Source organism: Streptomyces sp. GbtcB7 (genome assembly GCF_019091445.1).
Taxonomy (GTDB): Bacteria; Actinomycetota; Actinomycetes; order Streptomycetales; family Streptomycetaceae; genus Streptomyces; species Streptomyces mirabilis.
Genome location: NZ_JAGXJM010000002.1, coordinates 1 through 23,725, shown reverse-complemented (window position 1 = coordinate 23,725; position 23,725 = coordinate 1). Strand labels below are relative to the sequence as shown.

The 23,725-nt window shown below is 69.9% G+C and carries 23 protein-coding genes and 4 pseudogenes; 12 read left to right on the top strand and 15 right to left on the bottom strand.

Annotated features, from left to right (window positions below; all coding sequences use genetic code 11):
• Positions 1-64: 64 nt before the first annotated feature.
• Both KVT44_RS03100 and KVT44_RS03095 read right to left on the bottom strand, forming a co-directional pair.
• Complete coding sequence (locus tag KVT44_RS03100; RefSeq protein WP_190171527.1) at positions 65-508, bottom strand: SRPBCC family protein; 444 nt, start codon at positions 506-508, stop codon at positions 65-67.
• Positions 509-707: 199 nt separating this feature from the next.
• Entirely contained in the window at positions 708-1,943 is a 1,236-nt protein-coding gene (locus KVT44_RS03095; protein ID WP_254648915.1) for a HEAT repeat domain-containing protein, read from the bottom strand.
• 259 nt (positions 1,944-2,202) lie between these two features.
• On the opposite strand from KVT44_RS03095, the gene KVT44_RS03090 reads away from it, so the two are divergent.
• On the top strand, positions 2,203-3,417 hold the full coding sequence (locus KVT44_RS03090) for a cytochrome P450 (protein WP_217565994.1): 1,215 nt from the start codon (positions 2,203-2,205) through the stop codon (positions 3,415-3,417).
• 10 nt (positions 3,418-3,427) lie between these two features.
• On the opposite strand, the pseudogene KVT44_RS57775 reads toward KVT44_RS03090, so the two are convergent.
• Together KVT44_RS57775 and KVT44_RS03085 are read right to left on the bottom strand one after the other, a co-directional pair.
• Positions 3,428-3,514 (bottom strand): annotated as a pseudogene (locus KVT44_RS57775) (polysaccharide deacetylase family protein); the annotation flags it as partial.
• A 133-nt stretch (positions 3,515-3,647) separates the two neighbouring features.
• A pseudogene (locus KVT44_RS03085) lies at positions 3,648-3,800 on the bottom strand (polysaccharide deacetylase family protein); the annotation flags it as partial.
• A 484-nt stretch (positions 3,801-4,284) separates the two neighbouring features.
• Between KVT44_RS03085 and KVT44_RS03080 the strand changes: the two are divergent.
• On the top strand, positions 4,285-6,048 hold the full coding sequence (locus KVT44_RS03080) for a hypothetical protein (protein WP_217565993.1): 1,764 nt from the start codon (positions 4,285-4,287) through the stop codon (positions 6,046-6,048).
• A gap of 41 nt (positions 6,049-6,089) precedes the next feature.
• Positions 6,090-7,277: an MFS transporter gene (locus KVT44_RS03075; protein ID WP_217565992.1), complete on the top strand. Its 1,188-nt coding sequence runs from the start codon at positions 6,090-6,092 to the stop codon at positions 7,275-7,277.
• 212 nt (positions 7,278-7,489) lie between these two features.
• On the opposite strand, the gene KVT44_RS03070 is transcribed toward KVT44_RS03075, so the two are convergent.
• Entirely contained in the window at positions 7,490-8,758 is a 1,269-nt protein-coding gene (locus KVT44_RS03070; protein WP_217565991.1) for an MFS transporter, read from the bottom strand.
• 742 nt (positions 8,759-9,500) lie between these two features.
• On the opposite strand from KVT44_RS03070, the gene KVT44_RS03065 reads away from it, so the two are divergent.
• The 5 genes from KVT44_RS03065 to KVT44_RS03045 all read left to right on the top strand — a co-directional run bounded on the left by KVT44_RS03065 (position 9,501) and on the right by KVT44_RS03045 (position 13,435).
• Positions 9,501-10,505: a C-terminal binding protein gene (locus KVT44_RS03065; protein WP_217565990.1), complete on the top strand. Its 1,005-nt coding sequence runs from the start codon at positions 9,501-9,503 to the stop codon at positions 10,503-10,505.
• Positions 10,502-11,554 (top strand): phosphotransferase family protein, encoded by a 1,053-nt coding sequence (locus tag KVT44_RS03060; RefSeq protein WP_217565989.1) that lies wholly within the window; start codon positions 10,502-10,504, stop codon positions 11,552-11,554. The genes KVT44_RS03065 and KVT44_RS03060 overlap by 4 nt, the downstream gene beginning before the upstream one ends.
• A gap of 82 nt (positions 11,555-11,636) precedes the next feature.
• Positions 11,637-12,167 (top strand): cupin domain-containing protein, encoded by a 531-nt coding sequence (locus KVT44_RS03055; RefSeq protein ID WP_217565988.1) that lies wholly within the window; start codon positions 11,637-11,639, stop codon positions 12,165-12,167.
• Positions 12,168-12,314: 147 nt separating this feature from the next.
• A complete protein-coding gene (locus KVT44_RS03050) occupies positions 12,315-12,812 on the top strand; it encodes a hypothetical protein (protein ID WP_217565987.1) in 498 nt (165 codons plus the stop codon).
• A 239-nt stretch (positions 12,813-13,051) separates the two neighbouring features.
• Positions 13,052-13,435: a VOC family protein gene (locus KVT44_RS03045; protein WP_217566252.1), complete on the top strand. Its 384-nt coding sequence runs from the start codon at positions 13,052-13,054 to the stop codon at positions 13,433-13,435.
• A gap of 44 nt (positions 13,436-13,479) precedes the next feature.
• Here KVT44_RS03045 and KVT44_RS03040 read toward each other — a convergent pair.
• Positions 13,480-14,101: pseudogene (locus KVT44_RS03040) on the bottom strand (SulP family inorganic anion transporter); the annotation flags it as partial.
• Between the two features lie 376 nt (positions 14,102-14,477).
• On the opposite strand from KVT44_RS03040, the gene KVT44_RS03035 reads away from it, so the two are divergent.
• A complete protein-coding gene (locus KVT44_RS03035) occupies positions 14,478-15,608 on the top strand; it encodes a site-2 protease family protein (protein ID WP_217565986.1) in 1,131 nt (376 codons plus the stop codon).
• 436 nt (positions 15,609-16,044) lie between these two features.
• Here KVT44_RS03035 and cyaB read toward each other — a convergent pair whose 3' ends face one another.
• A complete protein-coding gene (gene cyaB / locus KVT44_RS03030; protein WP_217565985.1) occupies positions 16,045-16,605 on the bottom strand; it encodes a class IV adenylate cyclase in 561 nt (186 codons plus the stop codon).
• Between the two features lie 20 nt (positions 16,606-16,625).
• Positions 16,626-17,408 (bottom strand): helix-turn-helix transcriptional regulator, encoded by a 783-nt coding sequence (locus KVT44_RS03025; protein WP_254648914.1) that lies wholly within the window; start codon positions 17,406-17,408, stop codon positions 16,626-16,628.
• A 161-nt stretch (positions 17,409-17,569) separates the two neighbouring features.
• On the opposite strand from KVT44_RS03025, the gene KVT44_RS03020 reads away from it, so the two are divergent.
• Entirely contained in the window at positions 17,570-17,725 is a 156-nt protein-coding gene (locus tag KVT44_RS03020) for a hypothetical protein (RefSeq protein WP_217565984.1), read from the top strand.
• A gap of 55 nt (positions 17,726-17,780) precedes the next feature.
• Here KVT44_RS03020 and KVT44_RS03015 read toward each other — a convergent pair whose 3' ends face one another.
• Positions 17,781-19,076 (bottom strand): helix-turn-helix domain-containing protein, encoded by a 1,296-nt coding sequence (locus KVT44_RS03015; protein ID WP_217565983.1) that lies wholly within the window; start codon positions 19,074-19,076, stop codon positions 17,781-17,783.
• Between the two features lie 255 nt (positions 19,077-19,331).
• Positions 19,332-20,111 carry a hypothetical protein gene (locus KVT44_RS03010; protein ID WP_217565982.1) on the bottom strand — a complete coding sequence of 260 codons (780 nt, stop codon included), beginning with the start codon at positions 20,109-20,111 and terminating at the stop codon, positions 19,332-19,334.
• Between the two features lie 227 nt (positions 20,112-20,338).
• On the opposite strand from KVT44_RS03010, the gene KVT44_RS03005 reads away from it, so the two are divergent.
• The gene (locus tag KVT44_RS03005) at positions 20,339-20,776 is read left to right on the top strand and encodes a hypothetical protein (RefSeq protein ID WP_254648913.1); all 438 of its coding nucleotides are present in this window, start codon (positions 20,339-20,341) and stop codon (positions 20,774-20,776) included.
• A 64-nt stretch (positions 20,777-20,840) separates the two neighbouring features.
• Here KVT44_RS03005 and KVT44_RS03000 read toward each other — a convergent pair whose 3' ends face one another.
• The 3 genes from KVT44_RS03000 to KVT44_RS02990 form a co-directional block, all read right to left on the bottom strand.
• Positions 20,841-21,071: a DUF3761 domain-containing protein gene (locus KVT44_RS03000; protein WP_254648912.1), complete on the bottom strand. Its 231-nt coding sequence runs from the start codon at positions 21,069-21,071 to the stop codon at positions 20,841-20,843.
• Between the two features lie 420 nt (positions 21,072-21,491).
• Positions 21,492-21,836 carry a hypothetical protein gene (locus KVT44_RS02995; protein WP_217566276.1) on the bottom strand — a complete coding sequence of 115 codons (345 nt, stop codon included), beginning with the start codon at positions 21,834-21,836 and terminating at the stop codon, positions 21,492-21,494.
• A 55-nt stretch (positions 21,837-21,891) separates the two neighbouring features.
• Positions 21,892-22,185, bottom strand: coding sequence for a hypothetical protein (locus KVT44_RS02990; RefSeq protein WP_217565981.1), 294 nt, complete (start codon positions 22,183-22,185; stop codon positions 21,892-21,894).
• A 40-nt stretch (positions 22,186-22,225) separates the two neighbouring features.
• On the opposite strand from KVT44_RS02990, the gene KVT44_RS02985 reads away from it, so the two are divergent.
• On the top strand, positions 22,226-22,519 hold the full coding sequence (locus KVT44_RS02985; protein ID WP_217565980.1) for a hypothetical protein: 294 nt from the start codon (positions 22,226-22,228) through the stop codon (positions 22,517-22,519).
• A 351-nt stretch (positions 22,520-22,870) separates the two neighbouring features.
• On the opposite strand, the gene KVT44_RS57770 is transcribed toward KVT44_RS02985, so the two are convergent.
• Both KVT44_RS57770 and KVT44_RS02975 read right to left on the bottom strand, forming a co-directional pair.
• Positions 22,871-23,293, bottom strand: a complete 423-nt coding sequence (locus KVT44_RS57770) for a DUF2399 domain-containing protein (RefSeq protein ID WP_217565979.1) — start codon at positions 23,291-23,293, stop codon at positions 22,871-22,873.
• 216 nt (positions 23,294-23,509) lie between these two features.
• Positions 23,510-23,725: pseudogene (locus tag KVT44_RS02975) on the bottom strand (hypothetical protein); the annotation flags it as partial.

Genomic DNA, 23,725 nt, shown 5'->3' with positions numbered 1-23,725 from the left:
GATGTAAAGACTACAATTTTCCCGTTTCATGCAGGGGCACGCGACCCGCCGCGAGCACGGAGCGTCAGGATCCAGACCGCAGCAGCCTTTCCACCGCTCGCCCGAACATCCACCGCCCCACCCACCCCAGCGGCCGGTCGAAGAACCGCGGCAGCCACCGTACGTTCAGATCCTCCCGCCAGAGCACCCGCGAGCCCCCGCCCGCCACCGGACGGACCTCGACCTCGGCCCACCCCGTGACGAACGTGCCGCGCTTGACCAGCCGGCACCTTCCCGCGCCCCCGTCCCGGGGTGGCCGCCAGGTGACGACCTCCATCGGGTCGTCGAAGACCAACGGGCCCACCCCCGACCGCGCGACGAACACCGTGCCCTCGCCGGTCGGCGGCGGCGTGCGCACGGTGACCCGGGTCAGCGGGACGACGGCGGCATGCCGGGGCCAGTCGGTGAGGCGACGCCAACTCTCTTCGACGGGAGAAGGGGACACGCGTTCCAGCTGGAAGAGGACCACGGCCCGATCGTAGGCGGCCCGAACGGCCACCCCCCACGACCGGCAGCCGCGCACGCACGGAAGGGGCCGTGGCGGTGCGTCGCAAGCCCGTCGCTTACGTTCGGATCGAGCAGCGGCTCCCTTGCCCGGCCCACGTCTGATCCGGCGGCGACGGGCTCGACGCACCGGCACGGCCCCGACCCACCCACGACCCCGCGGGTCAGCGCGGCGTGGCCGCGTCCGTTTTCCGACGGTGCCGCCCCACGTCGTAGAGCTGCCCGAAGTACGGCCCCTCAACGTCGTCGGCGTCGAGAGCGGCCAGGATCTCGTCCCCGCGGGGATCGTCCCGCAGGGCCAACTGCACGGCCGCGGTGACCCGTACGTCCTCCGTCTCGTCGGTGAGGCACGCCGCGAGCGCGTCCGAGGCCTCGGAATCCGCGGGCGCGGAGACCAGTGCGGCGCAGGCCCCCCGGCGGACCTCGGCCGCCTCGTCCCGGGTGCATGCGAGGACTGTGGCCAGGGCGTCACGGCGCCCGGCGTCGACTCCGTACCGCAGACCGAAGACCGCCCACCCCCGGACCCCGCTGTCGGCATGCCGGGCGAGGTCGTGCAGGGGTCGCTCGGCACGGGGATCCAGGGCGCCGGACAGTCCCGCGGTCAGGGGCCGCAGCACGCGCGGATCCGGTTCGCGCGCGGCCCACGGCAGGAAGAGATCGACCAGCGGGGCGTCGAACGGTGCCGCGTCGCTGTAGTCGAAGAGGTTGAACAGCCGGAGCACTTCCGCGCCGAAGTACCGCTCCCGCGGGTCCGGCCGGTCCCGCAGGGCGGCGGACATGTCCCACGTGGCGCGATCGCGGCGCTGTTGGAGGACATCCGTCGTCACCCACCAGATCTCGTGGTCGACGTCCGGTTCGGCCAGCGCCCTCGACAGCAGCTCGGTGAACGGGGTCCTGATGCCGTACCGGGGCTCCAGCGCCGTCAGGATCGCGCTGTGCCCGGTACGGACCGTCAGGCCGGTCAGTGTCAGCTCCTCGACGCTCACCCCGTGCTCGTCACGAACCGTCTCGCGCCGCACCGTTCCCGCCGAACCGCTCCTGCGGCGCAGCTCGGCCACGGCACCCGTCTCGTGCCAGGACCGGGCCAGCGCGAGGGCGTCGCGTCCTTCACGGTCCTTGTGCCACAGCTGCGCCCCATGGTTGATGAGCGCGTTCACGATGTCGGAGGCGCCGCGGTCGACCGCCCGCAGCAGCGGGGTGTGGCCGTCCATGACCCGGTCCAGCCGGGCGGAGCGCATCAGGACCTCGACCGTGGCCAGGTCGAAGCCGTCCACCGCCAGGCAGAGCGCGGGCGTGCCCCGGTCGTCGACGGCGTCGGGATCGGCACCGGCGTCCAGCAGGGCCGTCACCGCCTTCACGTCCCCACTCCGCACCGCCGCCGTCAGCGACTCCCCACCCATACGCCCCTCGCTTCCCGCACCAAAGCCGCACCCCACGGCATGAGGCCGACAGCACGAAGCCGACGACACGAGGCCGACAGCACCCGATGCTAACCGCGCCGCCCGACCGCCCGCCCGTAGATTTCGGCCCGGCCACAGGCAACTCCCGCTCGCCCCCGTGCTGTTGACACACCGTCCGCCAGCCACCAGGCTATCCGGGGAGTGATCCCCGTTTGCACTGCGTCCCCGTGATCAACCGGTCCAGAGAGCAGGAGTCCACGTGCCGGACCAGCCCTACGTCATCGACCCCGCGGGCGCCGACCTCCACGGCGAGGCGGATCTGCTGCGCGAGCGCGGTGCCGCGGCCCTCATCGAACTGCCGGGCGGGATAAGGGCCTGGGCGCCCACCCAGTACGAGATCCTCAAGCGGCTCCTGGCCGACGACCGGGTGTCCAAGGACCCCAACCAGCACTGGCCCGCCTGGATCAGCGGCGAGTACCGCGAGAGCTGGATCACCCTCTGGGTCGGCGTGACCAACATGTTCACCGCGTACGGCGCCGACCACCGCAGGCTGCGCAAACTCGTCTCGCCCGCGTTCACCAAACGCCGTACGGACGCGCTCAAGCCCCGCATCGAGGAACTCGCCGCCACGCTGCTCGACCGGATGGCCGAGGCCCCCGACGGGCGGGTCGACCTCCGGTCCGCCTACGCGCACCCGCTCCCGATGCAGGTGATCTGCGAGCTGTTCGGCCTGCCCGAGGACCGGCGCGCCGACACCGCGCGCCTCATCGAGGCCAACATGGACACCACCATCACCCCCGAACAGGCCATGGCCACCTACCGGGAGATCCACGAACTGCTCGCCGGACTGGTCGCCGCCAAGCGTGAGCGGCCGGGCGACGACCTGACGACCGCCCTGATCGCGGCCCGGGACGAGGAGGGTTCGCAGCTCGCCGAGAGCGAACTGATCGACACCCTCCTCCTCGTCATCGGCGCGGGCCACGAGACCACGGTCAACCTGATCGGCAACGCGGTCCACGCCCTGCTGACCCACCCCGAGCAGCTGCTCCGGGTGCGCAGCGGCGAGATCCCCTGGAGCGAGGTGATCGAGGAGACCCTCCGCTGGGCCCCCTCCATCGCCAACCTCCCGCTGCGGTACGCCGTCGAGGACATCAAGCTCCCCGACGGCACGCTGATCGCGCGGGGCGAGGCGATCCTGGCGACGTACGCGGCGGCCGGCCGCGACCCCCTGCGACACGGCGAGAGCGCGGGCCGCTTCGACCTCAGCCGCGCGGACAAGGAGCACCTCGCCTTCGGCCACGGCGTCCACTACTGCATCGGCGCCCCGCTGGCCCGCCTGGAGGCGTCCCTCGCGCTCCCCGCGCTCTTCGCCCGCTTCCCCGACCTGAGCCTCGACGACACCCACGGCCCGGCCCGCCTCGCCGAGTCCTTCATCGGCCACGGCTACCGGGTACTGCCGGTGCGGCTGGGCTGACGCGGGGCCGTCAGGGGCGGTAGACGGTACCGGGCTTCGCCTTCCCCGGCGCCAGCAGCTGCGGCACGGTCACGAACACGTACCGTTCCTAAAGACTGAGCGGGAGTGAGTCTTGTTGCCAAGACTGCTGCTCAGCCGTACGCCCCGAACGGTTTTGGGCGTACTGGTTCCCCGCGTGCGCTCCACATCCGGGCCCGGCGCATCGTGTGCGTGGTCCGGGAATGCGGGGGCTCGATGTGCCGCTTGCCGAGCAGGAAGAAGGTCGCCGGGACCTGCTTCTCCTTGAGGATGTCGAGGAGCTTGGCCGAGTTCTCGCTCGGCCCGGCGTCGAAGGTGAGCGCGATGCACTTGGCCTGGCGGCAGTCCACGGTCCCGAACTTCGCTGGGGCGTCGTCGGCGGCGGCCGCGCACCCCACTCGTTGTGCACCGCCATGCGGTGGGTGTTCACGTTACAGAAGCCCGCCAGGTTGACGCGGTCGGCGTGGGAGCTGGTCGGCGCCTCGGTGTAAAGCTGGGCGCGGGCGCCGTAGAGCCGGGCGCGGGCGCCGAGGCTCACCACGGCGCAGCGGCGACGGCGCACGGGGGCGTCCGGGGTCATGCGGTCTCCGTTCGTCCGGATTCGGGTGGCGGCCTCTTCGCTCTCCGGTCCTCCTGCAGATCGGTGTACGGGTCTTGTAGTGACATCCGCGCATTACCTAGGGTCGCTCCTGGCGCAAGCGCTTTCTGAAAGGGAGGGTCACTGGCAATGGCGCTCACCGCGATCGACGTGCGGGACCGCACAGACGTAAGAGACCGGACAGACGTAAAAGACACCTCCCTCGACCACAGCGACGTGGAAGACCAGCACGACCCCTCTCAGGAGCCCCAGTGACAGCCCGCAAGACCTTCCTCGCCGCGCTCGCCGACACCGGTGTCCCCCTCGACACCGCGTTCGTCGAGTTGCTCACCGCGACCGCCGAGACCAGCGCCAAGGCCGTCCTCGACGGGTACGGCGCCGATCTCGTCGAACTCCGTGACGGCGGCGAGGCCCGCGCGGCCACCCGTTCGCTGCGCACCCTCGTCTCGGTGTACGTGCACGAGGGCTCGGCGTACCACCACTCCGCCGCGCTCCTGGGCCCCGCCGCCGAACTCGCCGACGCGCTCGCCGAGGAGCAGTACGACAACGGGCTGTGGGAGCACGGGGCGGACGGCAACCCGGCGGACACCGCCTTCTCGATCGTCGACCTCAACCTGATCCACCACCTGCTCGACGAGGACGCCCACGAGCCGACCACCGGACTGCGGGCGACGATCGAGCGGATCCTGCGCCTGGCGGGCCCTTCCCTCGCCACCGGTGGCGTCCACACCGCCAACCACCGCTGGCTGGTCTGCGCGGCCCTCGCCCGCATCCACGCCCGCTGGCCCGACCCCGCCTACCCCGAGCGCATCGAGACCTGGCTCGCCGAGGGCATCGACCAGCTGCCCGGCGGCGAGTACAGCGAACGCAGCCCCAACTACTCGGCCGCGGTGACCAATCCGGCGCTCCTCGTACTGGGCCGCCACTACGGACGTACGGACCTCTACGCGAACGTACGCGACAACCTGGCCGCCAACCTCTACGTCATCGAGCCCAACGGCGAGGTGGAGACGGTCCATTCGCGCCGCCAGGACCAGACGAGGGTCCGCCATCTGCCCGAGTTCTGGCTCCAGTACCGGGAGATGGCGCTGCGCGACGGAGACGGACGCTTCGCGGCGGTGGCCGCGCTGCTCCAGGAGCGCGGCACCGACCAGACCTTCGGCGAGACCCCGATCGGCGAGCGCCTCGCCCAGGTCCTGGACCGGCCGGAGCTGGCCGCCCCCCTGCCCGAAGTGACCTCTCTGCCCGACGACTTCGAGCACCACGACGACAGCTGCCGCCTCGTCCGGGTCCGCCGCGGCACGCACACGGCGAGCATCTTCGGCGGAACCGACTTCCCGGAACTGCACGCCATCTCGTCCGGCCTGTCCACCAACCCGACCTTCTTCAAGATGCGCAAGGGCGCGGCGATCCTCGACTCGCTCCGGCTGGCCCCCCGGTTCTTCGCGCTCGGCCACTTCAGGGCGGAGGGACTGGAGCGCACGGACGACGGCTGGCGGCTGCACGCCGAGGTCCGCGGCGCCTTCCACCACCCGCTGCCCCCCGAGCACCGCTGCCCCGACGGCGCCTACCCCCTCACCGACGACAGCCGCTTCTGGTCCGCGATGGACTTCCCGCACCGCCCGAAGGAGTACCGCACGCTCCGCACCGAAGTCCTGGTCCGTGAGGTCGGCGGCGGAGCCTGGGACATCTCCTTCGACCTCTCGGGCGAGGGCTGCGCGAGCCCGCTCGCCCTCGAACTCTGCTTCCGCCCCGGCGGCACCCTGACCGGGGACGGCCTCGAACCCGTCCCCGGCTCCCCGGACACGTTCCAGCTCGTCTCCGGCGAGGCCACCTACACCGTCGGCACCGACCACATCACCTTCGGCCCCGGCAACGGCAAGGGCGGCCGCCAACCCGCGGTGGTCGACCCGGGCGAACGCTACGCCTGGCTGAGCGGCTCCCTGACCCCGGACGGGGTACGGGTGCTGATCACGGGGCGCTCACCGCTGACGTACCGGTTGACGCTGAGGTGACGTTCGGGAAGCACCCTGGCCCCGCGACCGGGGAGCGACGGATGCCGAGTGGACTGATCGCGCTGGCACTCGGCGGGTTCGGCATCGGTCTGACCGAGTTCCTGATCGCCGGGCTGCTGCCGCAGGTGGCGTCGAGTTTCGCGGTGTCCGAGGCGGCCGCAGGCCGACTGATCTCCGGGTACGCGTTGAGTGTCGCGATCGGCGCGATCGCGCTGACCGCGGCGACGGCGCGGCTGCCCCGCAAGGCGATCCTGGTCGGCCTGGTGGCGCTGTTCGTCATCGGCAACCTGTTGTCCGCTCTCGCGCCGAGCTATCCGGTGATGCTGCTCGGGCGGATCGTCGCGGCGTTGTGCCACGGCTCGTTCTTCGGTATCGGCTCACTGGTCGCCCGCAGTCTGGTCGCGCCGGAGAAGAAGTCCCGCGCGGTGGCGGTCATGTTCGCCGGGCTGACGGTCGCGAACGTGCTGGGTGTGCCGTTCGGTGCGCTGGTCGGCGAGCGCTGGGGCTGGCGAGCGGCCTTCTGGGCGGTCACCGGAATCGGCCTGCTCGCGCTGGCCGGAATCGTCGCCCTCGTCCCCGCCGACGCGGGAGAGACACGGCCGCCGACCGCGACGGGCCGCTCCGACCCGATCCCGGCCGACGGCTTGCGGGCCCAGTTCCGTGCCTTCCGGTCCTGGCAGGTCTGGCTGACCCTGACGGCCACCGCGCTCGGCTACGGCGGGATGTTCGGTGCGTTCACCTACATCGCCTACACGTTCACCGAGGTCGGCGGCTTCTCCCCGGCGGATGTCGCCTGGCTGCTGATGGTCTACGGCGTCGGTCTGGTCGTCGGGAACCTGGTCGGCGGGCGAGCGGCCGACCGCGACCGTGACCGCGCCCTGGTCCTCGCCCTGCTCGGACTCGCCATCACCCTGGCCGTGTTCGGTCTGCTCGCCGGCAACGGCATCGCGTCGGTGATACTGGTGTTTCTGATGGGGCTGTTCGGGTTCGCCAGTGTGCCCGGCCTGATCACTCGCGTCACCGACTTCGCCCACGGGGCGGCACTGGCCGCCAGTGCCAATGTGTCCGCGTCCAACATCGGCAACGCGCTCGGCGCCTGGCTCGGGGGCCTGGCCATCACCGCGGGCCTCGGCTACACGGCGCCGCTCTACGTCGGCGCCGGCATCGTCCTGATCTCCGTCGTCGTCATGGCCGTCGCCGCACACCAGGCTGCGCACGGAGCCCGCTAGGCCCTGTCGTCACATTCCCGTCTGCCCCGCGACGCCATGCACGCGCCCCCGAGTTCTCGGCTTCGCTCGAACAGGGAGGGACCCCCTTCGCCGCACCGGGCACAGACCCAAGTACATCCAGTACGAGGGCCTGTGCCCGGCACGCCGAGAGCACGCACCTGACGCCGCAGGGCCCGCCCTTCGGGCGGACGACGGGAATACGACGACAGGACCTAGCGGACCGCGTTGTTGAACTGTGAGGGGCGGACGAAGACCAGCGCCAGGACGCCCACCAGCGGCAGGGCGGTGACCTGCAGCAGCCCTGCCCGGCTCCAGCCGAAGGAGTCCACCAGGGCGGCGAAGAGCAGGCCCGAGAACGCCGCCGTTCCGTAGTAGCTGGTGACGAAGAGACCGGAGGCGCGTCCGATCTGCCCGGGACGGACGGCCCGCTGCATCGCGCTGTTGGTGTTGGGATAGATGAATCCCAGGCCGAAAGCACCCATCAGGAAGGCGAACACGCACTGCAGGCCGACTCCGGCATGCACCTCGTAGATGCACACGCTGATGGCGGAGACGGCCAGCATGCTCATGATCAGCAGGTTGCGCTGGTTCACGCGGTCGCCGAGCCAGCCGCCGAGAACGCCCAGCATGCCGCCGAAGCCGAGGAAGCTCATGGCCAGTGCGGCCTGCTCGGCGGTGTAGTGCAGCGAGGTGATGAGGAACGTCGGGTAGAGGCCGAGGAACCCGTAGATGGCCACACCGCTGACGATCGAGTGGACGGCCAGTGCGATGGTGTTGCGGTTGTAGGCGGAGGCCGGCATGTACTCGTAGGTCTTCGTCGAGACGGCCTTCTCGGCGGAGTGCTCGGTCAGGCCGGTTTTCACGAGGAACAGGGATGCGGCGGCGATCAGCAGCCCGGCCGTGCCGAACAGGTAGAAGGGCGAGTGCCAGGTGCCGTGCATGCTCATGAGCCTGACGCCGATGAGCGGGGCGATGAACACGCCGACGGAGTAGCCCATGCCGATGACGCCGAAGGCGAGGCCGCGCCGGTGGGCGAAGAAGGCGCCGATCGCTGCGAAGATGGCGGCGGACTGCATGCCCTCACCGAAGCCCGAGGTGACCCGGTACAGGGTCATGTCGGCGAAGCCGGTCGCCAGCGGCGTGGCCATCGTGCCCAGGGAGTAGATCACGATGCTGACCAGCAGCACGGTCTTGCGGCGGAAGCGGTCCAGGAGGTAGCCCGCGGGCAGGCCGGCCAGGGCCATGCCGAGGGTGAAGTTCGTCGCCAGCAGCCCGCCCTGCTCCAGGGAGAATCCGTACTCCGCACGGATGTTGGGCAACAGCGGGGGGAAGACCTGGCGGTCCATCGCGTTGACCATGTACGAGAGGACCACCAGCAGGAAGCCCACCCCGATCATGAGGCGGGAAATGGGGGCACGGCTGCTTTCCTGCATGTCGCCGGCGGGCACCGCACTGGTGTCGACTTGCGCTGCGTGAGTCATAGCGGCTCCTGGGAAGGAATGGGCCACGGCAGGCCGCGGCGGATCCATCGCCCGTACGGGGCCGTACGGGCGATGACGAGAAGCGGTGAGCTGAACACGGACTCGAGTCGACGACGGCAATGCAGCCGCCGACTGGCGGAATGCGGGCGACGGGCTGCCGCGCGGTCGGACACCGCATGCGGAATTCAGCCGTATATCGCCCGTCGGGGACGTCCGTGGCTATGGCGTCTTCGACAGCCGGACCTCGTGCGGACACTTGTCGGTCACACGGTCGGCGCTGGCAGAAACCATGAGGTGGAAATCTCTCGCGCGTCAAGATGTGAACACCGGATTTCTTCGGTGGTCCTCGTTTTCCTCGTGGTGACGGGATTCCTCGGCCCTGGGCGAGCCCTGCTGCGGGAGTGTCGGCGAGCGGGTGCACGCCGCACTCTTGACGTGTTGAAGACCTTCAGTGCTATCGTTAGCACCACGTGGCTGTGACAATGTGATTCGACGTGCCCCGACATCTCGTGACCCGTTTCAGGGGCGTACTGCGGCGCCTGCACCGACCACAAGTCGGTGAGCGCCGGCGATATCCGACCCGAGCCCAGCGACCCTCCACCCCACCCCTGGCGGCCGACGGTCCGACCGGACAAGCCGACGGCCGCCTGCCGGGTGGCGATCAGACCCGCTCAGCGGATGCGACCGGGCGTGACGCCCGGCCGTCCGCTGCGGCCGCACGATTCTGCGAGGACGACCTGTCATGAAACCACCGAGCCGCCCAGGCGCCGTGCTGCTCACCGACTACGCCTGGCCCGACGACTCCGTCGAGCGATCGGTCATCGAGGAGGCGGGCCACACCCTGGTGACCGGCCCCGCCGATCCCGCCTCCGCCGAGGAGATCGAGGAGCTGGTGGCCGAGCACCGGCCCGCCGGGATCCTGACCTGCTGGGCCCCCGTCTCCGCCACCGCGATCGGCACGTCGCCCGATCTGCGGATCGTCGCCAGGCTCGGGGTCGGGCTCGACAACATCGCCGTGGACACCGCCACCGAGCGCGGTGTGTGGGTCACCAACGTGCCGGACTACTGCGTCGAGGAAGTCTCCGACCACGCCGTCGGCATGGTGCTGGCCTGGACGCGGGGCCTGGCCGTGTCCGACCGGGAGGTCCGCGCGGGCCGTTGGGACCCAGCCGGCGCCCGGCTGCGCCGACTGTCGACGCTGACCTGCGGCGTCGTCGGATACGGGCGCATCGGACGCGCCACCGTGCGCAAGCTCGGTGCGTTCGGCTGTCAGATCCTGGCCCACGACCCGTACCCGCCGAAGGACGCCCCCGGAGTGGAGATGGTGGGCCTGGAGGAACTGCTGCGCCGCAGCGACGTGGTGATCCTCCATGTGCCGCTCACGCCCGGCACTCACCACATCATCGGCGCTGAGCAGCTGGCGCTGATGCCACCGGGCGGCCTGCTGGTCAACGTCAGCCGGGGCGGCCTGGTGGACACCGACGCGGTCGTCAAGGCGCTGGACGGCGGGCACCTGGACGGAGCCGCCTTCGACGTACTGGAGACCGAACCGCACGTCCCCGCCGGACTGCTGGACCAGCCGGGCGCTCTCCTCACCCCGCACATCGCCTTCTCCTCCGACGCCTCGGTCACGGAACTGCGCCGCCGAGCCGCCGAGGAGGTCGTACGGATCTTGGCAGGCGAGGCGCCGGCCCACGCCTGTAACAGCCCCCTCGGTCTGACCACGGGGTCGGGTGACCGGCGATGAGTTCGACCTCCGCGCAGGTGAACCCGGGCCCCGCGCTGGCCGACTTCTTGACCACCCACAAGCTCGCCGGACCGGGCGAAGCCGCCCGCTGGACCCCGCTGACCGGCGGTGTCTCGTCCGATCTGTGGCGAGTGGACCTGCCGGGACGCTCCCTCTGCGTCAAACGCGCCCTGGCCAAGTTGAAGGTCGCCGCCGACTGGCAGGCACCGGTGTCGCGCAACGCCTACGAATGGGCGTGGATGCGGTTCGCGTCTCGGCACCGCCCGGACAGCGTGCCCGAACTGTTGGCCCACGATCCCGATGCCGGTGTCTTCGCGATGGCGTTTCTGCCGCCCGAGCACTACCCCATGTGGAAGGCGCAGCTGCTGTGCGGCGAGGTGCGGGTGGCGACCGCGGCGGCCGTCGGAGAGCTGCTCGGTACCCTGCACGCGGCGAGCGCGGGCGACGCCGCCCTCGCCGCGGAGTTCGCCACCGACGACAACTTCCACGCGCTGCGCATCGAGCCGTACCTGCTGGCAACCGCTGCCGCGCACCCCGGTCTGAGCGACATCCTCCAGGGCCTTGCCGACCGCACGGCCACGACGCACCTGGCCTTGGTGCACGGCGACGTCAGTCCCAAGAACATCCTCGTCGGACCGTCGGGGCCCGTGCTGCTGGACGCCGAGTGCGCCTGGTACGGCGACCCGGCCTTCGACGTCGCCTTCTGTGTCAACCATCTGCTCCTCAAGAGCCTGGTCGTGCCCGGATGCCGCGCCGACCTCCTGCGGTCCGCCCGGATATTGGCTGAGGAGTACGTCCGATGCGTCGACTGGGAGCCCCGGCCGGCCCTTGAGGCGCGGGCCGCGTCACTGCTGCCGGCGCTGCTGCTCGCACGTGTGGACGGCAAGTCCCCGGTGGAGTACCTCACGGACGACCGGCACCGGTTGTTCGTACGCACGGTGGCATCGGCCCTGCTGCGGGCGCCCGCCCGTACGGTGGCGGACGTCCTGGATGCCTGGGTGACCGCGCTCGATGTCCCGGCCGATCCTGGCAACGGCCGGTCCGACTGACCCAACCGATTCGACGGGGCCGGCGGACCTGGCGGCCCCCGCGGACCCGACCGACCCGACCGACCCGACTGAGGAGAGACGCATGCGCAGAGTCGTCACCGGCCACGACGAGAAGGGCAGGGCGGTCGTCGTCAGCGACGGCCCCGTCCCGCGCAGCCGGGAGTTCACCAGTCTGCCGGGTTGGGTGTCCCGTCTGCCGTGGGCCTCCGAACCGGGCGAGCAGCTCAGCCGGACCGGGGAGGACCCCACGCCGAAGGTCACCAGCCTGCTCCCGGCGCCCGGCGGCACGCGATTCATCGTCCTGACCTTCCCGCCGGAATCCGCGATGGCCGACCCGGCGTTCGACCCCGTCGCCTTCGATCGCGAGCAGCGTGCCGACTCGCCCGGCATCGCCGACCTCATCGAGCCCGACGGTATGCACACGACTCCGACCGTGGACTACGGCATCGTGCTCCAGGGCGAGATCGTGCTCGAACTCGACGACGGCCACTGCACCCACCTCTCGGCAGGGGACATCGTGATCCAGAACGGCACCCGCCACGGCTGGCGCAACCGCAGCGACCAACCGGTCACGATGGCCTTCGTCCTCGTCGGCGCGGAACGCGACGGCTGACGCAGACGACGCGGCAGCCGGTTCACGGCCCCTGGGCTTCGCCGGTCCGTCGCCGGGCGAACAGGGTTGGCGCCACGCGGAGTCACGTGGCTATTCCGTAGCCGTAGCTGCCGTTACTTCGTTGAACCCAGCAGGATGTCACTGTCTGTGAGTCGGCCCGCGGGCAGCCGATCCCGGAGGGGGCTGGCGATCGCCTACAAGCACCGATGCGGGCCGCGCGGGCAAAACGCCCGCACCGTCTCGGCGATCCTGCCGGAGCATGCCTGGGGGATCCGATCTGCTGGCGACGGCGCCCACGGCCTGCGCGAATACGCCTGGGCTCTGGTCCCGATGCCCGGCGGCAGTGGCGACGGCTTCGACGACGCCCTGCTCATCCGCCGCAGCCTCGCCGACGGCGAGCGTGCCTATTACCTCACTCACGCCCCGGCGGGTACTGTACCGGCGGAGATCGTGCGGGCCGCCGGCGCCCGTTGGGCGATCGAGGAGTGCTTCCAGGCCGCGAAGAACGAGGCCGGCCTGGACCACCACCAAGTACGCCACTACCCCGCCTGGTACCGCCACATCACCCTGGCCATGGCCGCCGCCGCTCACCTGGCCGCCGTCCGGGCCACCACCGGTGAAAAGGGGGAGATGGCCGCGACCTGATCCGACTGAGCGTGAACGAGATCCGCCGCCTGTTGAGCAAATTCGCCCACGCCGTCCGGCACGAAGCCGGTCACATCCTGCACTGGTCACGCTGGCGACGACGCCATCAACACCTCGCCCGTCTCAGCCACTACCGCCGCCGAGGCCACCGACCCCCGCAAGTTCCGCCGCAGTAGTAGGACGTGGGTGCGGCCATATTCCGGTGGCGTGCGGGGCGCCGCTCGGACATGATCGCGCGCATGGGCTCAACGGTGACGAACATAGCGATCGACTGTGCGAACGCCTACCAACTGGCGCGGTTCTGGAGCGATGTGACCGGACACTCGCTGGATCCCGAGGACGAACCGGGTGACGACGAGACCGAGATTATGCTGCCCGGCGGCCCGGCCTTGCACTTCAACGAGGTTCCGGAGCCGAAGTCGGCCAAGAACAGGCTCCATCTGTGCCTGCGCCCCGACACATCGCGGGACGCAGAGGTTGAGCGGCTGCTGAGTCTGGGCGCCTCCCTGGTCGCCGATCGCCGCAAACCCGACGGCTGGGGCTGGGTCGTTCTCGCCGACCCCGAGGGCAACGAGTTCTGCATATTGCTGGCCGAATCCGAGCGGGCCGCATTGTCCTCGTGATCTCAGCCCTTGCCCGACCCCAGCGTCAGCCCCGCGATAAGCGCCGCGGTGATCACGAGGACCATGGCCTCTCCGCGGTGTTCACGCCACAGCGGCCCGAGTTCCCTGACGGGGAGCAGCTTGAAGCCCGCATGGATGAGGACACCGGCCAACGCAGCGGTTGGGATCATGCCGAGCGCACCGGGAAGCAGAGCCGCGAACAGCAGCAGCCACACGCCATGCAGGACGCGGGAGACCTTGGTGCGGGCGCCCGCCTGGACGTTGGCGGCGCTGCGGACGATCACCGGGGTCATCGGCAGCGTGCCGAGCAGCCCGCACACGGTGTTGCCCGCGCCCTGGGCCATCAACTCCTTGTCGTAGTCGGTCTTCGGGCCGTCGTGCAGCCGGTCGACCGCAGCCGCGCTGAACAGCGACTCAGCGGAGGCGATCAGCGTGAACGCGACGATGGTGGTCAGAAGGCCGATGTCCGCCAGCTTCCCGAAGTCGCCGAGGGCGGGTGGCTGGATGGCCTGCACCAGGCCGCTGACCTCGACGCGGACGACGGGCAGGTCGAAGGCAACCGTGGACAGGGTGGCCGCACCCACGGCGACGAGCGGGTCGGGCAGCAGGTGTGCCTTGCCCGGCAGCCGCTTCCACAGCGCCATGATCACCACGGTGGCCCAGACTGGCATCCGCTGCTGGACGGACAGGGCCTACTGAGGAGCCGACGCCACCGTCCGTGTCCCCTACCGAGGGCGACCGTGTCCTGGGCCGCGGTTTTCGCGGGCACTTCCGCGACGGGCGTGACGGGCAGTGCTGGGCAATGCCGCGGGGCTCCTCGGCAGGATCGGGGCGGACGCCTGAACCTGGGCGACGGCCGTCGCCGCCCGGCCCTACTCGGCAGAAATCTCGTCTATGCCCTCGATTGCCACGTCCCCGGTACGCGGCTCCACGGAGCAAGACTGTAAGTGAGGAGACACCGCGCAGGCCCGGTCGCGCGGAAGCCACCGTGGCGCACCGGCAGGCGTGGACGGACGCACGCTCAGTCGTGCAGGAGACAGCGATGAACAACGCGCCGCAGATCGGGCGAGTCCTTGGGGTGCCCCTGCGCCTCCACTGGAGCGTGCCCGTGCTGGTGGTCCTCTTCGGCTACAGCCTGGGCGGCCAGACCCTTCCAGCCTGGGCCCCGGGACGTCCCCAGGCCGTCTACACGCTCGGCGGATTCATCGGCGCCCTGCTGCTCCTGCTGAGCCTGCTGGCTCACGAGTCCGCGCACGCCGTCACAGCCCGGCGCAAAGGCATTCCCGTCCACGATGTCACCCTCTGGGCCCTCGGGGGCATGACCAAAATGGGCAGGCCCCCCGCACCCGGCGCAGCCTTCGTCGTGGCCGTGATCGGACCGCTCACCAGCCTGATCATCGGCGGAGCGGCGCTCGGCGCAGGGATCGCACTCGACACGGGACTCGGCTGGAAGGTGCCCGCGGCCGTCCTGGTGTGGCTCGGCTGGACGAACCTCCTGCTGGGAGTGTTCAACCTCCTGCCCGCCGCACCGCTCGACGGCGGCCGGGTGGTGCATGCCGCAGTGTGGTGGCGCACCGGAGACCGGGAGCGGGCCGAACGAGCATCCGGCCGCAGCGGCCAGGTGCTCGGCACGCTGCTGATCGCCCTCGGTTTGATCTCACTTCTGCGCGGCGCGGTGGGCGGTTTGTGGCTGGCGTTCGTCGGCTTCTTCATCCTGATTGCCGCCAACCTCGAGCGGCAGCAGGCCGCTCTGGCCGAAGCCGTGGCCGGGCTGCGGGCCGCCGACGCCATGTCCACCCCCGTGGAGACCGCCCCCGACTGGGTAACGGTGCAGAGCTTCATCGACGGGCCGGCGTTGAATACACGCCACTCGGCGCTGCCGCTGCTCGACTTCGAGGGCCGCCCCAGCGGCCTGCTTCATCTGCCGCAGCTCGCGAAGATCCCCACGGCGCAGCGGGAGACGCTGCGGCTGCGCGACGCGGCGACTCCCCTGTCGCAGTGCAGCACCTGCGCCCCGGTCGACCTCCTGGAAAACACTCTCAGGAATCTCCGACCGGGCGGCGGCGTACGCATTCTCGTTATCGACGGCCAACGCCTCACCGGCATCATCACCGCACGCGACTTCATCCGCCTCGCCCAGCGCCACCGGCTGCGCAGCGGCGGGTCCGGCTGAGGACCGTCCGTGCCGTCCTCGAGTCGGCGCTCCCGCGGCTCCTGCACGGAGAGTGAGATTGTTACCGGGATGTGTGGCGTCCCGTGCCTGGCAGTCTCAACGTGGCCCCACGCGCGACATACGGGTGCCATTGCTGCGACTAGATTGCAGGTCAGAGCCGACACACCGCATGCCTTATGCGGTTGGAGGGTCGGCTACTCGTCGCGCTTCCGCCAAGGCCGTTTCCCCACCTGACGGCGGTCGGCCGCCCGTCTGCTGCCGACGGGCGGCAGTCATCACCATGACCCCGATCAGCGCAGCCACACACAGCCACGCCAGGACTGTCCAGTCCTGCACGGCGCTCACGAAGAGCAGCACCAGCGCCGCAACGAACACACCAGCGTCTACCGCGTCGTTACCCATGGGCCCCTTGGTCCGGGTGCGCACACCGTACCGTCTAGCCTCGCCCGCGCTGCGCCGCGACCGCGCCCGTGTACGTCTCCCGTGTCAGGTCCTCGGGTCCGATGCCCAACTCGGACAGGACCGCGCGGACGTCGCCCAGGGCCGCGGTCACGTCGTCCTCGTCGACGATCGTCTCGACTTCCAGGAACGTCCCATCGATCTCGGGGACCCGCACGAGGGTGGCCAGCATCTGCCGGCCGTGCGCCTCGAAGTCGTAGTTCCGGCACCGCTTCTCGAACGCGATGACCTCGACGTGGCCGAGGCCGCGCAGGATGGCGTGCACCGCCTCGGCGTCCTCGACGCGGGTCTCGTGCTCGGGCTTCGATCCGGAGCGCTCGTCGACGGTCGCGTCCTTGAAGGTGAGCACCGTCCGCGTGCCGTCCGCGCCGTGCACCGTCCGTACGCGCAGCTCCTGGTCGGCCTTCTCCAGCGAGCCGCCCGGCCGGTCGTAGTACGTATCCCGGTACACCTCGACGCGGGCCTCCGCGCGCTCGTCGAGCTGCCGCATGACCGCCTCGGACGAGTACACCCGCGCCTTCAACTCCGCCTCGATCACGAGCGGTTCCCCTCTCCTGGTCAGACCGTGCGCTGCGCGCCGTCGATGACCGCGTCGAACATCCTGCGAAACCCCCTGAACAGGGGCCCGTGCCGGGTCTCTATCACCTTGTACGTCGCGCTCTCGTGACCTTCCCACCCCGCATCGAAGGCACTGACGAACATGGTGGAGTCCGTGCGGATGAGCCGCCAAGTAGGCAGCATGCGGTACCGGTACACCTGAATGTCGCAGGAGTCCGCCAACTCGCGCAGACGCGCCTCGGCCAGCCGCACGCCCCCGGCGAGAGACTCGGCGGACTCCCCGATCTCGGCCGCCCGCCGGGCCAGGACATCGCTGTCGGGGTCGAGGAGCAGCACCCGGATCCGGAGCCCCTTGCCTCCCTGCTCGCGGGGGAGACAGGCGCGCAGGAGGCTGTCGTTCAGCCCGATCAGGCCGAGACCGCGGACGGCCAGGACGTCCAGCTCCTGCGCCTCGCGGGCCTGCTGCTGGATCTCGTCGGCCGCGGAGTTCTGCGCGGCGTACACGCGCACGACTTCCCGGAACGCGGCAAGGTCGAACGCCGTACCGCCGGAACGCTTCTCACGGCTCGCGGCCAGGCCAAGCAGATGCCGGGCGTCGTCGGGCATGAGCAGGCCGTCGGCGATCCGCTCGTACACGTCGAGACGGGACACTTCCCGGCGGCCGTTGATGAGCTCGTTGACGCGGCCCTGCGCCATGCCGACCGCGGCCGCGATACGGGCCTGGCTGACGCCCGCGTACTGCTGCGCGTACCGGAACAGGGGCAGACCTACTGGACGCTGCATGCCACCCTGCGGACCGCGGAGAGCGCATCCCGCTCGGACAACGCAACCATCGTGAAGACGGACGGCTCAGGAATCGCCGAGGTGCGCTTCCTGTACGACAACACCCCGCGCACCGAGTACCGGCAGCGCAGCCCCGCCACTCAGGGGCCTGCAGGCTCTCGGTGACCGGGCGCACCCCCCAGAGCATCACCGGCAGCTACTTCACCGACCGCTTCACGGCCGGGGACATGGACCTCACCCTGGTCGACCGGTCCACCGACCACGGGACCTTCGCCGATGCTCAGACCGCCGACCAGGCGACAGCACAGACCGCCTGACCTTGACCAGCTGCCCAGCTCCATTCCAACACCGGCCGCGTTGGGGGACGCTGTCTCAGCCTGGCATGTCGATGCCGAACTGGTGGAGTAGCCCTTCGGCGAGCTCACGGGCCTCCGCGATGAGAGTTTCATCGTCGGCGAAGGGTGCCAACTCGCCGTGGGCCGGCTGCATGACGAACGGCTGCCGCGCCCACTCAGCAACGTGGGGACGCCCGTAGTCGAGGACCACGGGGGTGAAGCGTGCGTCGGTGTCGTGGGTCTGCAGGACGGCTTGCAGGTCCATCGAGGAGTCGGCGTGCAGGGCCGTGCGGTGCTCGTGGGCGAGGGCAACGGTCTCGAAGACCGCACTGATGAGGTTCCAGGAGGTGACGGGCAGCTCCACTGCCGCGTGGCCTGCGGGTAGAGCATTGTGGGAAAGGTCGACAGCAGTCACGACGGTGCCGTCGTGGTGCAGTTCCAGCAGCACGCCGCGCTGGCGGGTGGCCCGCGCCGGTACGAGGAGGTTCGTGTCCACCCAGCGCCGAAGCCCCTTGCGGGGGTCGTTGTTCAGTAGATTGGGGAAGAGCGGGGGGCCCAGCAGACGCGGCATCTGAGATGCGGCATCGAGCAGCATCCTGGCTCGCGTTGCTCCCTGCTCGATGGCCCATCGCGCTTCCTCCCGTGTCAGCGGCGGCACCATCCGCGGAATGGGCCTGGCAGGGCGGGCTGCGACGACGAGCCACGCGGTCGGGCGAAACTCCGATTCGCCGAGAACGAGATCTGTCGCGTACCGGACGTGCCGTTCCAGGGCGGCCTCCGCCGCGTCCTGGCGCGAGAAGCGTTCCCGGTAGGCGGCCGCGACCTGGTGCTCGGCCATGTAGGCGGTGTCGTCCCGGTGCCGGAAGGGCGCGTTGAACGTCGTCTTGTCCTTGTCCTTCTGCTGCCAGCCGTAGAGGAAGTGCGGTGCGGTCTCGCTGGCGGGGATGTCGACGACCAGGACATCCTTTCCGCTTCCGTCGGTCGCAGGCAACTCGAGGTAGCTGACCCCGCTCACGGTGGGCTGCAGGTGGACACGCAGCCACTGGCCGAGTTGCTTGTCGTCGACGGTGGAGAGGTCGATGCCGACCATGTCGATGGCGTCGCTGACGCCGTAGACGAGCAGCCCGCCACGGGTGTTGGCCATCGCGGCGACGTCCTTGGCGAACTCGTTCCACTCGCCCTTGACCGGTGAGGTGGCCGGGAGGGCCTGCTTCCAGTCCAGGTCGTCGCTCTCACCGAGCTTGCGGCGCACTGCCTCGGCGACCATCTCGTAGGTCACCGGTCCCGGAGGAGAGCCGAGGAACTCGTGCAGCCGTGTCCATGAACGTGCCATCCGGGCAGCCTAGATGGCGGCAACCGGCCATGCCGTCCAGTTCCGGCGAGGAGGACGGCCCCCATAAGGGGCGACGGTCCCGCCGGACGCTGTCCAGCCATCTGAGCAACCCGGTCCGGCATTGCGGAAGTTCGAGGCGGTGGTGGGCACGGTGCGGAGCGCCTCGAGAAGGCGTTCCCTCGACGCCCGGCCTGGTCCAGGTGGCGGTGGAGTGCACCGCCACCTGGACGAGGACTTCTGGGCGTCGTTAGTCGGCTACTTCAGGTTGAGTGCGTCCCCGGCCGACACCTTCAGCGAGGTGGTCGTGGTGCCGGGGAAGTACCAGCGCCAGCTGCCTGCAGAGGTGACGGTCACGTTGGTGGTCAACTTTCCGGCGTCGCCCGTCGTCACGGTCTTGACCGTGTTGTAGTGGGCGGCGCCCTTCTTCCTGAACTGGAGCTTGACCTGCTGTCCGGTGAACCCGTGGTACTTCAGGTCCTCCCAGTTGGCCCGCGACAGCTTGCCGGTGACGGTCACTTTGGCGCCCTTGGCGACCTTCTCGGGTGCGATCACCGTGGTGAGCTGGGCAGCCCGCTTGACCTTGTACTCGGCGATGTCGTCGGAGATCCAGTAGTCCCCGTCGTTCGCCTTGACGGTGGCGTCGACTCGCCAGACACCGGCGACCCTGTTGGTGTCGATGTCGTCGCTGTCGGCGATCCAGGCGGGGTCGATGGTCATCGTGGCCCGGCACACCGAAGTGGTCGCGCTCTTCTTCGTGCAGGACGAGTCGCCGCTCCAGGTTGCGAAGGTGTAGGCGTTCGTCTTGTTGAAGGTGAAGACATCCGTGAGCTTCTTCACCCCCGAGTTGTCCTTGATGGTGATGTCGATCGGGTAGCGGATCGTCTTCGCCGTGCCCACGATGACGTTGCCGCCGCCGTTGACGACGGTCTTCACCACCCGGATGTCGCCCCGCCCCTCCGCGTGCGCTCCGGTCGCCGTCGTCAGCACCAGGGCCGCCGCCCCGCCGGCCGCGGCCCAGGCCGTTCTGCCTCTCATGATCCTCCCCTTGTCGTGCGCGTGCCAGGAGAGACTATGTGATCAAGGACCTTCCACGGTGTTCGGTTTCCGGGCCGTGGCCGGCTTCCTCACGACGTCGCCGCTCGGCGGCAAAACGCTTGTCCTTGCGCCGAACCCGCCCACCCAAGGCCTCTGGCTCAGCGGCGCGGAGCAGCAGCTGCTGCTCCGCGGGGGTCGAATGTTCATGGCCCGCGTCCGCCGCCTTGATGCAGCAATCCAGGGCCTGGGCGTGGACTTGGCCGCGCCTCAACTCGCCGGCCTTTCCTGCATCGCTCCGCCCCGGGCCGGGAAGCCCTTGCGGAGGACGCCTGGGACGCGGTGTACGCATCTCCCGCTACGAGAACGTCGCCATCGTCCCCGCCGACCCCATCCCCGATCACGTCAAGAACGGCCAGTTCGAGATCAGCGGAACCGTCAAAACCGGCGCCGACGAACGCGAACGCGGCACCCGCCGCGCCGCACCCCTGCGCATCGACGGAAGCCGCGGAGACTGGAGCGACATCGAGACGCTCTGGCTGGCCGGCGACCTGCGCGACGACGACTTCGAGGACCGCTTCATCGACGACGTCATTGTCGCCGACATCGGCGAAGGCACCGACGGCTGGGAATTCAACGGCGACTCCTACGCTGTTGAGCTCAGGTGACCTGCCGCCGAGCATGAAGCCCCCGATCTGGGGACACGGCCGGGGGCTTCATGGGGACTGGGATCTACCGGTACCAGTACTTGACGCCCCGGTGGTGCGAGCAGGTGCCGCGGGCGTGGGCGCTGTAGGACCTGCTGTCCTTGCACTTCGCCGTGGCCCCGCGCGGATGCGGCGAGTTGGCCTTGCAGACGCCTGTGGTGTGCCGGGCGCACGTCGCCGCTGCTGCGTCGGTCGCCACCGCGACCGGGGCAACGAGCGCGGCCGCCAGTACGGCTGCCGCAACTGCGCTCCGCAATGTGGTCAGCCTCAGAGCTTCCCCCTCCTGTGGATTCGGAGAGGCGATCATGGGCCTGGCTGCCAGGAAGAGGCGGCCGGCCGGGTGAGCGATCACCAGGCTGTGAAGGTTGCGGCCCGGTCGTAGCCGCACATTCGAGTCGTGCGCATATGTGCGCCTGCACGGATGGCGATCGGGCGCTGTATTGCTCGGGCTTCGGCGTCCGTGACATGAGCGCGGCGGCCGCGTCCGGGACGCTGGTAGTGCCGTCGATCACCGCGGCGACGACCCCGGTGATCGGATCAGCTGTCGAGTGATCAGCGGAGCGAGCTTCTGGAGCTGTTGGGGGGCGATGGCTGCAGCGGAGACGGATCCGGCTCGGCGGGAGTTCCTGGAAGGGTTCCCGGGGGGCTTTGGACTCGTTGAGGATCCGGCTCTGCTTCACGAGTAGAGCCGGACGTGCCTGCGGAGCAGAGCGAAGCTGGCCCGGCCGAACATCTGGTGCTTGAGCATCTTGATCCGGTTGATGTGTCGTTCGACGACGCCGGGGTCCCAGGGGAGGGTGAGGCCGGCGACGACGGCGTCGAGGTCGCGTTCGAGGTGGGATGCGAAGCGGTGCAGGCTGGGCAGGTCATCGTCATGAACTGGGCGATCCAGGCCGGTAGACGTTCTGACTGCCTGCCGGAAGGTACGGGGACGGGACGGGTTCGGCGGCGAGCGCCAGCCGCTGCTCCGGCTCCGCCTCAAACATCCCGAGATCGCGATCGCCTGGGCTGACTCCGTCAAGAAGAACTGCACCCCCGCCAGGGCTGCACTGCTCGGCCGCTGGGTGAGGCTCCGCTCAGGAGCAGTTCCACTGGCGTGCCAGGGCGACGGGCGCGAACCGCGAGCAATCATCGGTGGCCGGATAAGCGTCGGAGCCTACGAACCACCACCCGGTGCTGGGGGTGAACCGGAAGAACTGCAGGCCCGAGCCCTCGTCCTGGAGTTGGACCCGGTCGTCGCCTGTCGCGCCGGCACCAGCTTCGAAGCGGACGGCTGCATATAGCGTGGTGCCGCAGCTGCCGTAGTAGAAGTTGCCGGGCTTCGGCTGGATGTGGCTGACCCTCTTGGCGTGCTCCCAGGTTTGGGTCACTGCAGACTTCACGTCAGCGTGGACCGCCAGGTTCTTACACGTGGCAGGGGCAGCGGCGGCGCTCGGCGTTGCCGTCGGCCGGGAGACGCCGGCCATCGCTTTGGCGGTGGGGGCCGGAGAGGTGCTCGCCACCGCGGTCGGGCTGACGGATGCCGTCACCGCCTGCGAGTCCGGCGGTGTGGGCGAGGCCGAGGACGTTGCGGATCCCGACGCACTCCGGGCAGCCGTAGCCGCGGCGCTCGCACTCGCTGCCGAGCCGGAACCGTCGTTGCAGGCCGCCAGGCCCAAACAGGCTGCGAGTGCCAGTGCGGCGGTGGCCACGGCCCGTCCGTAGTCGAAGGTCATGAGTCCCCCACTCCCGACGCGATCTCTCGCGCTCCCGCTTCTCGCCGCAGACTATAGCCCCGGGCCTCGCCCACGGTTCGCCTCGGACCGCATGAGGACGTGCCTCACGTGTCTCAACGACCGAGACCATCGCTGAACTGCGCAGATATACGGCGACCACTAGATATCGGCGACTCTCCGGCGGCATCAACAGTCTTGCGCTGCCCACGACGTCGTGTACGCAGCGTCACGCTCCACACAACGAGAGCCAGATCCGGTTCTCGTGAACAAAACCAGCCCGAGAGGAGAACGGCATCTTCCTGCAGTGAGTGCGGGACGCCCTGGGGGACGCCGCCGGTGCTCAGGCTCGCCTGGCGGCTACCAAGTTGGCTCGGGCCGGTGTAGTGGGGGACGGGTATGCGCGGCGGAGGTCGGCGAGGAGCTCCTCGATTAGTGCCTCCTCGTAGGCGGGTCGGCCGGATGCGCGCATGGCGGCGGCGAGCGCGGGGTCCCACGGGGTCTCGCCGAGACAGGCGGCGTCCAGGACGCCTGGTTCGAAGGGTGCTGGGTGCAGGCTGGCGGTGTAGTTGGCGGCTGTCATGCGCCACACCACGGCTTGGGGGACGGTGGCGAGGACGGCGCGTACGCGAGCGAGGCCCGCGCTGGGTTCGGGGACCAGCGCGGCGAACCCACCGGCGCGGTCGTGGCGGGTCCAGCGGTCCAGGGTGCCCCGGGCCACCCTGACCTGCCGCGCGAACGGGTCGGTATGTTCCTGTGCTGCCACCTCGCGGGCCAGGCGGCCGCGTTCACGGGTGGTCAGATCCTGGTCCAGCAGGTCCTGGATCAGGGAATAGCGGAACAGGCCGATCTGCCGGGCCTTCTCCGTCCGGCGGGGCCGGATTCGCCCGCCAGTTGAGGGTTCGGACCGCTCCTCCCCGTCAAGGGCGCCTACGGCGTCATGTATCCGCTCTGACCGCCGGTACGGCGTGGCATTGCCGTTCTACCGCTCGGCGGTGCCGTCCTCACCGTCAATCTCGTAGATTCGCCCTTGAAGTCGTTCACCGGCCCAGTCCAGCCCGACGCCCAGGTCAAACCAGTGCCGATCCTTGCGGACTTGGGGCGGTGAGAGGTTCACCGCCGCCCAGGAGAACACCCCCAGGAGGATGGAACGCCCGTGCTGCGTTGTGCGCACGGACAACGCAAACGGCGCGGCGAG

What these genes read in the sequence shown, in the direction of transcription:
- KVT44_RS03095 (WP_254648915.1), bottom strand. Translation starts at nt 1,943, where the DNA reads ATGGGTGGGGAGTCGCTGACGGCGGCGGTGCGGAGTGGGGACGTGAAG.
- KVT44_RS03075 (WP_217565992.1), top strand. Translation starts at nt 6,090, where the DNA reads ATGCCGAGTGGACTGATCGCGCTGGCACTCGGCGGGTTCGGCATCGGT.
- KVT44_RS03070 (WP_217565991.1), bottom strand. Translation starts at nt 8,758, where the DNA reads ATGACTCACGCAGCGCAAGTCGACACCAGTGCGGTGCCCGCCGGCGAC.
- KVT44_RS03065 (WP_217565990.1), top strand. Translation starts at nt 9,501, where the DNA reads ATGAAACCACCGAGCCGCCCAGGCGCCGTGCTGCTCACCGACTACGCC.
- KVT44_RS03060 (WP_217565989.1), top strand. Translation starts at nt 10,502, where the DNA reads ATGAGTTCGACCTCCGCGCAGGTGAACCCGGGCCCCGCGCTGGCCGAC.
- KVT44_RS03055 (WP_217565988.1), top strand. Translation starts at nt 11,637, where the DNA reads ATGCGCAGAGTCGTCACCGGCCACGACGAGAAGGGCAGGGCGGTCGTC.
- KVT44_RS03045 (WP_217566252.1), top strand. Translation starts at nt 13,052, where the DNA reads ATGGGCTCAACGGTGACGAACATAGCGATCGACTGTGCGAACGCCTAC.
- KVT44_RS03035 (WP_217565986.1), top strand. Translation starts at nt 14,478, where the DNA reads ATGAACAACGCGCCGCAGATCGGGCGAGTCCTTGGGGTGCCCCTGCGC.
- KVT44_RS03025 (WP_254648914.1), bottom strand. Translation starts at nt 17,408, where the DNA reads ATGCAGCGTCCAGTAGGTCTGCCCCTGTTCCGGTACGCGCAGCAGTAC.
- KVT44_RS03015 (WP_217565983.1), bottom strand. Translation starts at nt 19,076, where the DNA reads ATGGCACGTTCATGGACACGGCTGCACGAGTTCCTCGGCTCTCCTCCG.
- KVT44_RS03010 (WP_217565982.1), bottom strand. Translation starts at nt 20,111, where the DNA reads ATGAGAGGCAGAACGGCCTGGGCCGCGGCCGGCGGGGCGGCGGCCCTG.
- KVT44_RS03005 (WP_254648913.1), top strand. Translation starts at nt 20,339, where the DNA reads ATGCAGCAATCCAGGGCCTGGGCGTGGACTTGGCCGCGCCTCAACTCG.